This is a genomic window from Curtobacterium sp. MCBA15_007 (assembly GCF_001864905.1).
In the GTDB taxonomy this organism is placed as follows: domain Bacteria; phylum Actinomycetota; class Actinomycetes; order Actinomycetales; family Microbacteriaceae; genus Curtobacterium; species Curtobacterium poinsettiae.
In genome coordinates this window covers 62,602-76,801 of sequence record NZ_MJGM01000087.1, presented here as the reverse complement: position 1 = coordinate 76,801, position 14,200 = coordinate 62,602, and the positions used below count along the sequence as shown (strand labels likewise).

Sequence of the window (14,200 nt, the reverse complement as noted above, 5' to 3'; positions counted from 1 at the left end):
AGACCACGACGAAGCCCCGCACCGATCCGGTGCGGGGCTTCGTTGCGAACGGAGCGCTACGCCGACTTCTCGACGCGCTTGGCCCGGGGCCGCGGCACGATCGTCGGGGCGGCGTTCTCGAGCACGGACTCGCGGGTGATGACCACGCGGGCGACGTCGTCGTCGGACGGGACGTCGAACATCACCGGGCCGAGGACCTCTTCGAGGATCGCGCGGAGCCCGCGAGCACCCGTCTGGCGCAGCACCGCGAGGTCCGCGATGGCCTCGAGCGCGCCCTGGTCGAACTCGAGCTCGACGCCGTCGATCTGGAACATCCGCTGGTACTGCTTGACCAGCGCGTTCTTCGGCTCGGTCAGGATCTGCATGAGCGCCGCCTGGTCGAGCTGCGACACCGTGGTGACGACGGGAAGACGACCGATGAACTCGGGGATCAGGCCGAACTTGTGCAGGTCTTCCGGCAGGACCTCGGAGTACAGGTCCTGGTGGTCGGTCGCACTGTGCAGGGGCGCTCCGAAGCCGATCCCGCGCTTGCCGACGCGCGAGGACACGATGTCCTCGAGCCCGGCGAAGGCACCGGCCACGATGAACAGCACGTTCGTCGTGTCGATCTGGATGAACTCCTGGTGCGGGTGCTTGCGACCGCCCTGCGGCGGGACCGAGGCGACCGTCCCCTCGAGGATCTTGAGCAGCGCCTGCTGCACGCCTTCGCCGGAGACGTCGCGGGTGATCGACGGGTTCTCGGCCTTGCGGGCGATCTTGTCGACCTCGTCGATGTAGATGATGCCGGTCTCGGCACGCTTCACGTCGTAGTCGGCGGCCTGGATCAGCTTGAGGAGGATGTTCTCGACGTCTTCACCGACGTAGCCGGCCTCGGTCAGGGCGGTGGCGTCGGCGACGGCGAACGGCACGTTGAGGCGCTTGGCCAGGGTCTGCGCCAGGTACGTCTTGCCACAGCCGGTCGGGCCGATGAGCAGGATGTTCGACTTGGCGATCTCGATGTCGTCGCGGTCTTCGGCGGCGGTGATCTGTCCCTGCGCGCGGATGCGCTTGTAGTGGTTGTAGACGGCCACGGCGAGGGCGCGCTTCGCCGGGTCCTGTCCGATGACGTACTCCTGCAGGAAGTCGAAGATCTCCCGCGGCTTGGGCAGTTCGAAGTCCCCGCTCGAGGTGTCCTCGCCGGCTTCGGCCAGACGTTCCTCGATGATCTCGTTGCAGAGCTCGACGCACTCGTCGCAGATGTAGACGCCCGGTCCGGCGATGAGCTGCTGGACCTGCTTCTGGCTCTTGCCGCAGAACGAGCACTTGAGGAGATCGCCGCTCTCTCCGATGCGTGCCATTCCCGTGCCTCCCTGATTGGACATGCCGGCCGCGCTGTCGCACCACCGCTGGTGCACCGCTGCTGGTGGGCACCTCGTCGTGGACACGAGCCTAACCGCAACCGGTGACACCGACCGCGATGCCCCTCCGCAATCGCGCAGCGCGTTCGCCCAGGGCGTGCGAGCCTGCTACGGTGATCCGGACTTCTCTACAACTTGTAGAACAACACGCGCAGAACCACCCCGGAAGGAACCCCATGCAGAAGCGTCTCGCCGCCGGCGGCGCCGTCACCCTCGGCGTCGCAGCCGTCATCGTCCTCGGCAGTGCCACGGCGGCCAGCGCGCACGTGTCCGCGACGGCGACGTCGACCGCCGCGGACTCGTACACCACGGCGACCTTCTCGGTCCCGCACGGCTGCGACGGCTCCCCCACCACGAAGATCGAGTTCCAGGTGCCGGAGTCCGTCATCGAGGTCACGCCCACCGTGAACCCGAACTGGAAGATCACGAAGGCGACCGAGCCCTACACCGACCCGTCGGCCTCGGCTTCGGCCTCCGACGAGGACCACGCCGAGACGGCCGCCGAGCGCGTCACGAGCGTCACGTACACCGCGAAGACCCCGCTGCCCGCCGACGAGCGCGACACCTTCGCGCTCTCGTTCTCGCTGCCGGACGGCAAGGCCGGCGACCTGGTCGAGTTCCCCGCGATCCAGACCTGCGAGAAGGGCAGCGTCGAGTGGAACCAGGAGCAGCAGGCCGGCGAAGCCGAGCCCGAGCACCCGGCGCCCTCGATCACCCTGACCGCCGCCGAGCCGACGGACGACGACGGCGACCCGATCGCCGCGACCCCGACGACCGAGGCTGCCAGCACGACCGCCTCGAGCGACCCCGACCTGATCGGTCGCTTCCTCGGCCTCGGCGGCCTGGTGCTCGGCGCCGTCGCCCTGGTCGTCGCCGTCGCCGGCACGCGTCGTCGGAGCTCCACCAAGTGACGCAGCGCGGCCCGCGTCGGTCCCGCCAGCGGTCCTCTGCCCGGAGGCTCGTGGCCGGGACCGCCGCGGCCGTCGCGATCGCCGGTGGTGCGGTCCTCGGGCTCGCCGGTCCCGCCAGCGCGCACAACTACCTGATCTCGTCCGACCCGGAGGTCCGCGGCACGCTCACCGAGCTGCCCGAGGACTTCGACATCACGACGAACGACAAGCTGCTCGACATCGGCGGATCGGGGTCGGGCTTCGCGTTCCGCATCGTCGGGCCCGACGGCCGGTACTACGAGGACGGCTGCGTCGACGTCGAGGGGCCGTCGATGACCACGGCCGCCGCACTCGGCGACTCCGGCAAGTACACCGTCGAGTGGCAGATCGTCTCCGCCGACGGCCACACCGTGTCCGACGAGTACCCCTTCACGTGGAAGGCACCGTCGGGCTTCACCCCGGCACCGGGCGCGGCGAAACCCCCGACCTGCGCCACCGCGGGTGACGACGACGGCGGATCGGACACCACGACCGGTACGGCCTCGGGGTCGAGCGACTCGGCGGCGTCCGACGCGATCTGGATCGGCGCCGGTGGCATCGTGCTCGTCGGCGTGGTCGTCGCGGTGTTGCTGCTCCTGCGCCGCAAGCCGGCCCCGGAGTCCGACGACACCGACGACTAGACACGACGCAACGACCAGCCCCGTCGCACGACGAAGGCCCCGCTCCGATCGGTGCGGGGCCTTCGTCGTTCCTGCTGGAGCTACTTGACGAGCGCCGGCAGGTTCTTGCGGCTGGTGAGGACCTGGTCGATCAGGCCGTACTCCACGGCTTCCTGCGCGGACATGATCTTGTCGCGCTCGATGTCGTGGTTGATCTCCGCCGGCGTCTTGTTGGAGTGCTTCGACAGCGTCTCCTCGAGCCAGGTGCGCATGCGGAGGATCTCCGCCGCCTGGATCTCGATGTCGGACGCCTGACCGCCACCCTGCTGGGTCGCGGGCTGGTGGATCAGCACACGGGCGTTCGGCAGCGCGAGGCGCTTGCCGGGGGTGCCACCGGCGAGCAGCACCGACGCAGCCGAGGCAGCCTGGCCGAGGCAGACCGTCTGGATCTGCGGACGGATGTACTGCATCGTGTCGTAGATCGCCGTCATCGCGGTGAACGAGCCACCGGGCGAGTTGATGTACATCACGATGTCGCGGTCGGGGTCCATCGACTCGAGCACGAGCAGCTGGGCCATGACGTCGTCAGCCGACGCGTCGTCGACCTGCACGCCGAGGAACACGATGCGGTCCTCGAAGAGCTTGGCGTACGGGTCCTGGCGCTTGTAGCCGTAGGCCGTGCGCTCTTCGAAGCTCGGCAGGATGTACCGATTGGACGGAGCCGGGACGTTCTGCGCGCCACCGAGCATGGGGAGATGCATTCTCGTTTCCTTTTCTTCGGTGGTGATCAGGACTGGGCGTCGGGCTCGGCTGCGCTGGTGGGCGTCTCGCCGTCGCCGACGGTGCCACCACCGCCGATGACCTCGGCGCTCGAGGCGCGGAGGTGGTCGACGAAGCCGTACTCGAGCGCTTCCTGGGCCGTGAACCAGTTGTCGCGGTCGTTGTCCTTGAGGATCTGCTCGACCGACTTGCCGGTCTGCTCGGCCGTGAGCTCCGCCATGCGCTGCTTCATGTCGAGGATGACCTTGGCCTGCGTCTGGATGTCGGCAGCGGTGCCGCCGAAGCCGCCGGACGGCTGGTGGAGCAGCACGCGCGCGTTCGGCGTGATGTAGCGCTTGCCGGGCGTGCCGGAGGACAGCAGGAACTGTCCCATCGACGCGGCGAGGCCGATGCCCACGGTGACGATGTCGTTCGGGACGAACTGCATCGTGTCGTAGATCGCCATGCCGGCGGTGATCGAACCACCGGGCGAGTTGATGTAGAGGTAGATGTCCTTCTCAGGGTCCTCGGCGGCGAGCAGCAGCAGCTTGGCTGCGATCTCGTTCGAGTTGTCGTCGCGGACCTCGGAGCCGAGCCACACGATCCGGTCTCTCAGAAGGCGGTCAAAAACACTGGGGTTCAGTGTTGCTTCGGCCATGGAAAAGCTCCCGTTCAGTTGTCGCTTGTTGTCGAACTTATCGGGTGCAACGCACCAGTTCTCGTCTGTTCGCCGACAGCAATGCGGTGGTGCGGAAATACGGACGGGAGGCGCGGTGCCAGCTGGCACCGCGCCTCCCGTCTGTCGTACTGGTGGCGTCGAGATCGTTACTCGGCGTCCCCTGCCGGCTCCTGCGCGACGCCCGCCGTGAAGGCGGACAGGTCGACGGCGTCGCCGTTGGTGTCCTTGACGGTCACCTTGGACAGGACGGTCGCGACCGCCTTCGAGCGGGCGACCTCGCCGACCATGCCGGGGATCTGGCCGTTCTGGTCGATGACCTTGATGAACTCGGCCGGCTCCATGCCGTACTGCGCGGCGGCCTGGATGAGGTACTGGGTCAGTTCCTCCTGCGAGACCTGGATCTCTTCCTTCTCGGCGATCGCGTCGAGGAGGATCTGCGAGCGGAAGGCGGTCTCGCTGGACTCGGAGACCTCCTTGCGGTGCTCCTCGTCCTCGAGGCGGTTCTCCTGCTCGAGGTGACGGTGCACCTCGTCGGCGATGAGCTGCTCCGAGATCGGGATGTTGACGTCCTCGGTGAGCTTCTCGACGAGCTTGTCGCGAGCCGCGGCGCCCTGACCGAAGGTCTTGGACTTCGCGATCTGCTCCTTCAGGTCCGCCTTGAGCTCGTCGATGGTGTCGAACTGGCTGGCGATCTGGGCGAACTCGTCGTCGGCCTCGGGGAGCTCGCGCTCCTTGACGGCGGTGACGGTGACGGCGATCTGGGCGGTCTCGCCCTCGCGGTCGCCACCGACGAGCTTCGACTCGAAGTTCGTCGACTCGCCGGCGGTCAGGGACTCGAGCGCCTCGTCGATGCCCTCGAGCAGGTCGCCGGAGCCGATCTCGTAGGAGACGCCGGTGGCCGAGTCGACCTCGTCGTCGCCGATGCTGGCGGTGAGGTCGATCTGCGCGAAGTCGCCGGTCTTCGCCGGACGGTCCACCGTCACGAGCGTGCCGAAGCGGGTGCGCAGGTTCTGCAGCTCCTCTTCGATCTCGTCGTCCGACACCTCGACGGCGTCGACGGTGAGCTCGTACGAGGAGTAGTCCGGCAGGTCGAACTCGGGGCGGACGTCGACCTCGAAGGTGAGGACGAGGTCGCCGGTGAAGTCCGCGACGTTCGGCAGCTCGGCGACGTCGGCCTCGGCACGGCCGAGGATGCGCAGCTCCTGCTCTTCGACCGCCTGGCGGTAGAAGTTGTCGATGGCGTCACCGACGGCGTGGTTCAGGACCTCGCCGCGGCCGACACGCTGGTCGACGATCGCGGGCGGGACCTTGCCCTTGCGGAAGCCGGGGATGTTGATCTGCTCGGCGATGTGCTTGTAGGCGTGGTCGATGCTCGGCTTGAGATCGTCCGGCGTCACGTTCACGGTGAGCTTGACGCGGGTGTCGCTCACCTTGTCGACGGTGCTGGTGGCCAAGGGATGTTCTCCTGTTGGTTGACGTTCGTGTGGTCGGTGGTGCTCGGAGGACCTGGTCGGGGCGACAGGATTTGAACCTGCGACCTCCCGCTCCCAAAGCGGGCGCTCTACCAAGCTGAGCTACGCCCCGTTGGTTCGTGCCAGGGATCAGCCGCACACACCGAGGGGCGCATGCGACCCCGGTGAGTCTAGCGGTCCGACGGCGCACTGTTCCCGGGGGTTGCTCAGTCGTCCTCCGCGGCGCGTCGGAGACCCCGCCGCCACCGGATCCCGACGACCACCTGGACCCCCAGGGCGGCCACCGCGAGCAGCAGCCCGACGACGATCCGCCAGACGTGCAGCAGTGCGTGCGCGGGCTGCGACTGCGGGTCGCCGAACAGGTCGGGGCGCAGGGACAGGACCGCGGCGGCGAGGAGCACCAGCACGTACGAGACCACCCGCGACCGGCGGATCGTGCGTTCGGCGCCGGCGTCCGGCTTCGGGATGACGCGCGTCGGCATGTCGGTGCTCGTTCGTCCGCTACGATGGTCGGGCTGCGCCTGGTGCGCAGGCGCGGGGATGTAGCTCAATGGTAGAGCCCCAGTCTTCCAAACTGGCTACGCGGGTTCGATTCCCGTCATCCCCTCTCTTCGTCCCCTTCCTGCCGTCGCCGCACGGTGCGGTGTTGTTCGGCCCGTGCGCGGTGGGTCGTTCTGTGCGATGTCGTTCCGGCGCACCGAGCGATCAACTCCGCACGGTGTGGACACGTGCGCACCGTGCATCTCGCCACCATCCAGAACCCGCCAGACCACAAGCCAGCGCGCGCCACGTACCCGTCGTCGGGTACCGATCATCACGTGGGTGGGCATCGTGGGAACAGCATCGTACGGCCGCGGCGTCGAGCGCGCCGGGCCGGGGTTCGTTCTCGGTGGATGACGGTTCCGGTTCACGATCCCCGAGGTCAGCGAACCGGAACCGTCACGGGCGAGGACGAACTGGGGCCTCCCCCGGAACAGCGGGACCCGGACGGCGGACGCGTCAGCGGTACGACGCGTCAGCGGTACGACGCGTCCTGTCCGTAGAGCACCTTGGTGAAGGAGGAGACGTACGCGGACTCGTCGCCTCCCGGCAGGTTGTACGTCATGAAGACGCCGTACCCGTCGGCCTTCGTGCGCTGTGCGAGCGACACCGCGGTGGCCTGCGGGGTGTTCTGGATGTCGACCGCGGCGGCGGACAGCTTCGACTTCGGCAGGCCCGGGATCGTCGGCGCCGTGTAGGTGCCGTAGTACGGGTTCCAGGCGTAGTCGAGCTGCTTGCCGATCGACGGGCTCGCGGTCTTCAGGGCGTCGGACGACGGGCCGATGTCGTAGAACGAGATGATCTTGCCCGGCATGTCCGCACGCAGGGCGCTGATGAGCCAGCCGATGGACTGCTGGTTCGGCTGCGGGGTGCCGTTCACGCCGTAGTCCGAGTACTCGTCGTCCAGGTCGACGCCGTCGAGTCCGTACTTCTTCACCGTCGCCGAGACCTGCGCTGCGAAGTCCCGTGCCGCGGCCTTCGTCGGGAAGTTCGCCAGTCCGGCGCCCTGGTGGTTGCCGAGCACCGAGAGCGTGACCTTGATGCCCTTGGCCTGCAGCGGTCGGATCTGCGTGGCGGCCTGGTCGAGGGTCCGCTGCACGTTCTCGTTGTTGTACAGGACCGCCTTGCCGTCCTCGTAGTTGATGTTCGCGGCGAAGATGATCGCCACGTCGAACGCGTTCGCGCCGTTCTCCAGCGTGTACCGGCCGACGTTGGCGAGCTCGTCGTTGTTCACCTCGACGTAGGCGATGCTCGTCGGCCCCGGCTTGGTGGGCGCAGTGTGGTGCCCGTGACCGTGACCGTGGCCGCCGCCGTGGGACGCACCGTGGCCGTGCCCGTGGCTCGATCCGGACGAGGAGGGCGCCGCGGATGCTGCGGCGGGCACCAGTGGTGCCGCGAGCATGGCGACCAGTGCGGTCGCGATGCTGAACTTGGTGGACTGCTTCATGACACTCCTCAGCGAGTGACGAACCGGTCGGCGGTCGCCGACCGGGGGCCGCCGCCGGGACACCCGAAGTCCCGGCGGCGGAGTCTCAGGCGCGCGTGCGCGGGAACCGGAAGGTGCGGACCTCGTAGGCGTCGACGGCGAACGAGGAAGCGTCGACCGCCGCGCCCGAGGCAAGCGGCTCTTCGAGCAGCGTCACCTCGGCAGCCGGCCCGAACGCAGCCCCGTCGGCCTCGGACACCGCGATGCCCCCGGTCCCCCGCTGCCCGGACGGCTCGTAGACGCGCACGACCAGGTCACCGGACCGGTCGTCGGCGAGCTTGACGCTCGACAGCACGACGTCGCCGGAGACCTGCACCAGCGGGTCGAAGCCGTGCGCCCCGGTGATCGTCCGCGCGCCCGCGTTCATCCGCACGCCGGCCGACGTGGCGCCGAGCTGGTCGGTGCCGATGACGATGCCGTAGCGGTGCGTCTGCACGCCCTGGTCGGTCTCGGGGTCCGGGAACCGGGGTGCCCGCAGCAGCGACAGCCGCACGGTGGTGGTGACGTGCCCGTCGACGGCGTCGCGCGTGGTGTCGAAGCCGTGGATCGAGTCGTTCACGAGCGCGACCCCGAAGCCCGGTTCGGACACGAGCACGTAGCGGTGCATCGAGGTCTCGAACTTGGCGGCCTCCCACGAGGTGTTCGTGTGCGTCACCCGCTTCTGCGCACCGAACTGCGTCTCGGCGACGGTGTGCTCGGCGCGGACGTCGAGCGGGAACGCCACCTTGAGGAACTTCTCGGTCTCGTGCCAGTCGGTCACCTGATCGAACTCCAGGGTGCGGGACCCCGGCGCCAGGACGATCTCCTGCGTCACCGTCGAGTCACCGAACGCCCGGGACACGACGACCCGTGCGATCCCGGACTCGTCGACCGACGCGGTCAGCCCGGTGGTCGACACGAGGTCCTCGACGCGGTTGCGGTAGTACCGGTCGACGTCCCATGCGTCCCACATGTTCGGGAAGTCCTGGTGCAGCTGCAGCAGGTTCGCCGCCTGGCCGGCCGCGATCGCCTCGCGCCCGCTCGCCAGGTCGACGGCGCTCGTCACGAGCCCCTGCGCGTCGACGACGACCCGCACCAGGTCGTTCACCAGCACGTACCCGCCGTCCTGCTCGGTCAGGGACACGGCGGTCGCCGCCGCCACGTCGGTCGCCACGACGGCGCCCTGCGCGGGCGCACCGGCCTGGAGGAACGGGGCCGGGTTCACGACGACGGCCGCGTCCCCGGCGCCGGCGAGCGCCGAGAGCGCCCGGTCGATGATCGCGGTCAGCGCCGCGGCCGTTTCGGCGTAGCGCTCGACCGCTTCGCGGTGCACCCATGCGATCGAGGTGCCCGGCAGGATGTCGTGGAACTGCTGGAGCAGGACCTGCTGCCACAGGGCATCGAGTTCGTCGTACGGGTAGGTGAAGTCGGTGCGGGCGGCTGCGGTCGCGGCCCAGAGCTCGGCCTCGATGAGCAGCTGCTCGCACCGGCGGTTGCCCTGCTTCGTGCCGTGCTGGCTGGTCAGTGTGGCGCGGTGCAGCTCGAGGTACAACTCCCCCACCCACACGGGCGGGTCGGGCAGCTCGGACTTCGCCCGGTCGAAGAACGTGTCGGGGTGCTCCCAGCGGACCTTCGCGCTGCCCTCGAGGTCGGCCAACCGTGCGGCGGTGCCGGTCATCTCGCGGGTGGTGCCACCACCGCCGTCGCCCCAGCCGACGGGGGCGATCGAGCCGGTGGCGAGCCGGTTCTCACGGAACTGGCGGGAGGCCTTCGCGACCTCGCTGCCGGACAGCCGCGAGTTGTAGGTGTCCATCGACGGGAAGTGCGAGAACACCCGTGACCCGTCGATGCCCTCCCACAGGAACGTGTGGTGCGGGAACTTGTTCACCTGGTTCCACGAGATCTTCTGCGTGAAGAACCACTCGAAGCCCGCGCGGCGCATGAGCTGCGGCAGCGCCGGCGAGTACCCGAAGCTGTCCGGCAGCCAGACGCCCTTGGGTCGGATGCCGAACTCGCGCTCGAAGAACCGCTGGCCCTGCGAGAACTGGCGGACGATGCTCTCGCCGGTCGGCATCACGGTGTCGGACTCGACCCACATGCCGCCGATCGGCAGGAACCGGCCGGCCTCGACCGCAGCCTTGACGCGGGCGTAGACCTCGGGGCGGTGCTCCTTGATCCACGCGTACTGCTGCGCGCTCGACATGCCGTACAGGAAGTCGTCGGTCTGGTCGATGAGCTCGGTCATGGTCGACGTGGTGCGGGCGACCTTGCGGATGGTCTCGCGCACGGGCCAGAGCCAGGCTGAGTCGATGTGGGCGTGCCCGACGGCGGAGATGGTGTGCGCCGAGGCCTCGGCGGGAGCGGCGAGCACGTCGGCGAGCGCCGCGCGGGCGTCGGACGCGGTCTCCGGGATGTGCTGCAGGTCGAGCGCGTCGAGGGCGTCGTCGAGGGCCTGCAGGATCCGCATGCGTCGGGGTCCGGCGGGCAGCTCGGCCTGCAGTTCGAGCAGGACGTCGATGTCGAGGGCGAGTTCGTGCACCTCGGACTCGAAGACGGCGAGCTCGATCCGGCGGGTGGCGTAGAGGCGCTTCGAGGACGAGGTCTGCACGTCGCCCTCCTGCGTCGGCAGGAAGGGGTGGTAGTCGAGCAGGACGGGGTTCGACGCGGCCTCGACGAACAGTTCGACGGTCTCGCCACCCTCGGCCCGTTCGGTGACCAGGACCCACTGGTTGCGCGGGTTGATCGACTTCACGGGGGTGCCGTCGGCCAGGTACACGAGCCCCTCGCACTGGAACCCGGGCATGTTCTTGTCGAAGCCGAGGTCGATCACGGCCTCCACCCGGCGCCCGGCCCACTCGGTCGGCACGGTCCCGGTCAGCCGGAACCACGTCGTGCCCCAGGCCGCGCCCCACGGGGTGCCGACCTCGTAGGGCTCGAACGTGAGCGCGGGTCCCTCGGCGGGGGCGATCGGCTCACCGGGGAGCTCGTGCCAGGCGACGTCGAGCGGCGTCGCCGTGGCGTGCACCGCGGGGGTGATCCGCTCGTCGAGCACCCGTCGGGCTCGTCCGGTGGTGAGGGGGATGTCGTCGTGCATGGGGCCTTCCGGGGTCAGGGCGTGGTCGCGGGGTGGGCGACGCGGACGGTGGTGGTGTCGAGGTCAGACGGCACGTCGACGCAGCGGTCGATGCCACGGTCGGCCAGCAGTGCCGTGTCGGACAGTCGGGAGCGCAGGACGACCTGGGGGCCGCGGCCGTCCGGCGCGGCCTCGGCCAGCGCGAGCCAGGCGGCGGCGAACCGCCCGCCGGGGGCGCAGTCGGCGCGGGTGCCGTGGTGGTCGGTGCCGTCGGTCAGCACGTCGTCGAGGACGAGTGCGGTGGCCGGCGGTGCTGCGGGGGCGTCGCGGGTGTGCTCGGCACGGGCGAGGGCGGCGAACGCCTCGCCGACGGGCTTCAGGCGTCCGTCGTTCGTGAACAGCCCGAGGTCGTACTCGAGCTCGGGGAAGTCGGCGAGGGACCGCGCGACGTCGTGGGAGCACCACCACGTCACCCCGAGCACGTGCTGCGCGTCGAGGACGTGCCGGATGGTCTGCTCGGTGAACGCGGCGGCGTCGGCGGGGTCGACGACGTTGGTGGGGGCGCCGACCTCCTGCAGCCAGTTCGGCCGGGCGGCGTCGCGGTTCCAGGCCGCGGCGAGCTGGAGCAGGTACTCCCCGTGCCGCACCGACCCGGGCCCGAGGGCGCCGTGCAGGGCCGCCGAGCCGTTGAACACCCACGAGTGCGTGACCGTTGCGTCGCCGTGGTCCGCCGCGTGCTCGGGGCCGAAGGGCTGGGCGTCGTCGTACCAGGCCGCGTCGTACTGCGCGACGGTGACCAGCGGCCCAGGGCGCGACCCGGTGCCGGACGGGACCGACGAGGCGGCGCCGAGCCGCGCCTCCAGACCAGATGCCAGCCCCGCTCGCGCCGCCGCGACCATCGCCGCCGCCCACGCGTGCCCCTGCTCCGCCGTGACGGCGTGCGGGGCGGGGTGCGGCGCGTGCGCGAACTGGTTGACCTCGTTGCCGATGGTGATGCCGAGCAGGTTCGGCTTGTCGGCGACCGCTCCGGCGAGCGCCCGGACGTACGCGGCGGTCGAGGCGACCACGTCCGGGTCGGTGAACATGTTGCGGCGGTGCCAGCTGTCCAGCCACGACGGCACGAAGTCGAAGCTCGACAGGTGCCCCTGCAGGGCGTCCACGTTGACGTCGAGCCCGAACGAGCCGGCGAGGTCGACGACCGTCGCGACGTCGTCGAGGGCCTGCTGCCGGATGAGGGTCCGGTTGGGCTGGACGACCGGCCAGAGCGGGAAGATCCGCACGTGGTCGGCGCCGAGCGACGCGATGGCCTCGAGGTCCCTGGCGGTGTCCGACGGCGAGAAGTCCAGCCACGAGTGGAACCAGCCGACCGCGGGCGTGTAGTTGACCCCGAACCGCATCAGCCCTTCACACCGCCCTCTTCGACGCCCTTGAAGAAGAAGCGCTGCAGGACGGCGAAGATCACGGCGATCGGGATGAACGCGATCATGGTGCCGGCCGCGATCATCCGCTGGTCGGTGGCGAACGTGCCCTGCAGGTACTGCAACCCGACGGTCAGGGTGAGGTTCTCGGGCGACTGCAGCACGATGAGCGGCCACAGGAAGTCGTCCCACGCCCCGATGAACGAGAAGATCGCGATGACGGCGATCGTCCCCTGCACGGCGGGCAGCGAGATGTAGCGCAGCCGCTGCAGGGCGTTCGCACCGTCCATCACCGCGGCCTGGTCGATCTCCTCGGGGATCTGCCGGAACGCGTTGAACATCAGCAGGACGTTGAGCGCCGCGATCATGCCGGGCAGGGCGACGCCGACCAGGTTGTCGGCGAGGCCGAGGTCCTTCACGGTGACGAACTGCGAGATGATCGTCGCTTCGCCGGGCAGCACCAGGGTGCCGAGGAACAGGCCGAGCACGAGCTTCCGGTGCCGCCACTGCAGACGGGCGAGGGCGAAGCCGGCCAGGGTCGCGAACACGATGTTGCCGAGCACGTCGATCGCGGCGACGAGCAGCGAGTTGCCGATGTACCGCCACACCGGGATCGCGGCTGCGACCTTCAGGTAGTTATCGATGGTCGGTTCGGACGGGATGAACGACGGGTTCGCCGTGTAGATGTCCTCACCGGCGCCCTTGAGCGACGTGGACAGCTGCCACAGGAACGGGCCGATCGTGATGAAGAGCACCACGATGAGCAGGACGTAGCGGACGACCTTCTCGCGGGTGGACATGACGCCCCAGACCGCGCGGCGCCGCTTGCGTCCGTCGCGTCCGCCTCGTCCGTTCCGCCTGGAGGCCCGTCCAGCGCCCGTCGCGCCGGTCACGTCCGGCGTCGGGCTGGCGGCGCCCTGCGCGCCGCCGATGACGGGTTCGGTCGTGCTGGTCGTGTTCGTCACTTGTCCGCCTTGCTGTTCATCCGGGCGAGGGCGAGCATCGGCACGAGCGTCACGACGAAGAGCAGGAGGCTCAGTGCGGACGCGTAGCCGAGGTTGCCGGTGAAGCCGCGGGCGTACTGCTGGATGAGCATGACGAGCGAGTTGTCCTGCCCGCCGGGTCCGCCGGTGCCGTTGGTGAGGATGTAGAGCTCGCTGAACACCCGGAGCGCAGAGACGCACACCAGGATCCCGACGAGCGTCATGGTGCCGCGGACCCCGGGCATCGTGACCGACCAGAAACGTCGGACCGCGCCGGCGCCGTCGAGGGCGGCGGCCTCGTGCAGGTCCTTGCCGACGTTCCCGAGGGCAGCCAGGAAGATGATCATGTAGTAGCCGAGCCCCTTCCACACCGTCAGGCTGATGGCGCTGAGGAGCAGCAGCCACCGGTCGGTCAGGAACGGGACGCTGCCCTGCACGACGCCGAGGGCCTGCGCCATCTCGTTGATGACACCGCGGTCGTCGAGGATCCACGTCCAGATGAGCCCGACGACCACCGCGGACGCGATGACCGGCGTGTAGAACGCGGTGCGGAAGAACGCGATCCCGGGCAGCTTCTGCTGCACGAGCACCGCGATGAGGAGCGGAAGGACCGTCAGCAGCGGCAGGCACACCGCCATGTAGATGACGCTGTTGAGCAGCGCCTCCCACACCTGCGGGTCGGCGAGCAGGGTCTCGAAGTTCTTGACCCCCACCCACTGGCTGACGCCGCCGAGCGGGCTGGCGTTCGTGAACGACAACCGGACCGTGTTGATCGATGGCCACAGGCTGAACGCGACGAGCCAGATCAGTGCCGGCAGGACGAGCAACCAGGGTGTGTACCAGCGGTTGGCGCGCATGGCGATCC

The 14,200-nt window shown here is 69.4% G+C and carries 12 protein-coding genes and 2 tRNA genes; 3 read left to right on the top strand and 11 right to left on the bottom strand.

What is annotated here, in order from left to right; genetic code table 11:
- Nucleotides 1-56 precede the first annotated feature (56 nt).
- Nucleotides 57-1,337, bottom strand: coding sequence for an ATP-dependent Clp protease ATP-binding subunit ClpX (clpX, locus tag BIU95_RS16630; protein WP_017886000.1), 1,281 nt, complete (start codon nt 1,335-1,337; stop codon nt 57-59).
- A 236-nt stretch (nt 1,338-1,573) separates the two neighbouring features.
- Between clpX and BIU95_RS16625 the strand changes: the two genes are divergently transcribed.
- The gene (locus BIU95_RS16625) at nt 1,574-2,308 is read left to right on the top strand and encodes a YcnI family protein (protein WP_071252281.1); all 735 of its coding nucleotides are present in this window, start codon (nt 1,574-1,576) and stop codon (nt 2,306-2,308) included.
- A gap of 50 nt (nt 2,309-2,358) precedes the next feature.
- Entirely contained in the window at nt 2,359-2,967 is a 609-nt protein-coding gene (locus BIU95_RS18865) for a copper resistance CopC family protein (protein WP_071252279.1), read from the top strand.
- A gap of 80 nt (nt 2,968-3,047) precedes the next feature.
- Here the strand turns inward: BIU95_RS18865 and BIU95_RS16615 are convergent, their stop codons facing one another.
- From BIU95_RS16615 to BIU95_RS16595, 5 genes are all read right to left on the bottom strand, one after another.
- Nucleotides 3,048-3,707: an ATP-dependent Clp protease proteolytic subunit gene (locus BIU95_RS16615; RefSeq protein ID WP_031259232.1), complete on the bottom strand. Its 660-nt coding sequence runs from the start codon at nt 3,705-3,707 to the stop codon at nt 3,048-3,050.
- Between the two features lie 26 nt (nt 3,708-3,733).
- Nucleotides 3,734-4,363, bottom strand: coding sequence for an ATP-dependent Clp protease proteolytic subunit (locus tag BIU95_RS16610; RefSeq protein ID WP_035807635.1), 630 nt, complete (start codon nt 4,361-4,363; stop codon nt 3,734-3,736).
- Between the two features lie 167 nt (nt 4,364-4,530).
- The gene (gene tig / locus BIU95_RS16605; RefSeq protein WP_017886005.1) at nt 4,531-5,838 is read right to left on the bottom strand and encodes a trigger factor; all 1,308 of its coding nucleotides are present in this window, start codon (nt 5,836-5,838) and stop codon (nt 4,531-4,533) included.
- Nucleotides 5,839-5,891: 53 nt separating this feature from the next.
- A tRNA-Pro gene (locus tag BIU95_RS16600) sits at nt 5,892-5,968 on the bottom strand.
- A gap of 94 nt (nt 5,969-6,062) precedes the next feature.
- The gene (locus BIU95_RS16595; protein ID WP_071252277.1) at nt 6,063-6,338 is read right to left on the bottom strand and encodes a hypothetical protein; all 276 of its coding nucleotides are present in this window, start codon (nt 6,336-6,338) and stop codon (nt 6,063-6,065) included.
- 54 nt (nt 6,339-6,392) lie between these two features.
- Here BIU95_RS16595 and BIU95_RS16590 point away from each other — a divergent pair.
- Nucleotides 6,393-6,463: transfer RNA gene (locus tag BIU95_RS16590), tRNA-Gly, on the top strand.
- Nucleotides 6,464-6,871: 408 nt separating this feature from the next.
- Here BIU95_RS16590 and BIU95_RS16585 read toward each other — a convergent pair.
- The 5 genes from BIU95_RS16585 to BIU95_RS16565 all read right to left on the bottom strand — a co-directional run bounded on the left by BIU95_RS16585 (nt 6,872) and on the right by BIU95_RS16565 (nt 14,192).
- Nucleotides 6,872-7,843, bottom strand: a complete 972-nt coding sequence (locus tag BIU95_RS16585) for an endo-beta-N-acetylglucosaminidase H (RefSeq protein ID WP_071252275.1) — start codon at nt 7,841-7,843, stop codon at nt 6,872-6,874.
- Between the two features lie 85 nt (nt 7,844-7,928).
- Complete coding sequence (locus BIU95_RS16580) at nt 7,929-10,955, bottom strand: glycoside hydrolase family 38 C-terminal domain-containing protein (protein WP_071252273.1); 3,027 nt, start codon at nt 10,953-10,955, stop codon at nt 7,929-7,931.
- Between the two features lie 14 nt (nt 10,956-10,969).
- On the bottom strand, nt 10,970-12,331 hold the full coding sequence (locus BIU95_RS16575; RefSeq protein WP_071252271.1) for a cellulase family glycosylhydrolase: 1,362 nt from the start codon (nt 12,329-12,331) through the stop codon (nt 10,970-10,972).
- Complete coding sequence (locus BIU95_RS16570) at nt 12,331-13,317, bottom strand: carbohydrate ABC transporter permease (RefSeq protein WP_217639457.1); 987 nt, start codon at nt 13,315-13,317, stop codon at nt 12,331-12,333. The genes BIU95_RS16575 and BIU95_RS16570 overlap by 1 nt, the downstream gene beginning before the upstream one ends.
- Complete coding sequence (locus tag BIU95_RS16565) at nt 13,314-14,192, bottom strand: carbohydrate ABC transporter permease (protein WP_017886011.1); 879 nt, start codon at nt 14,190-14,192, stop codon at nt 13,314-13,316. Before BIU95_RS16565 ends, BIU95_RS16570 begins: the two co-directional genes overlap by 4 nt.
- Between the last annotated feature and the right edge of the window lie 8 nt (nt 14,193-14,200).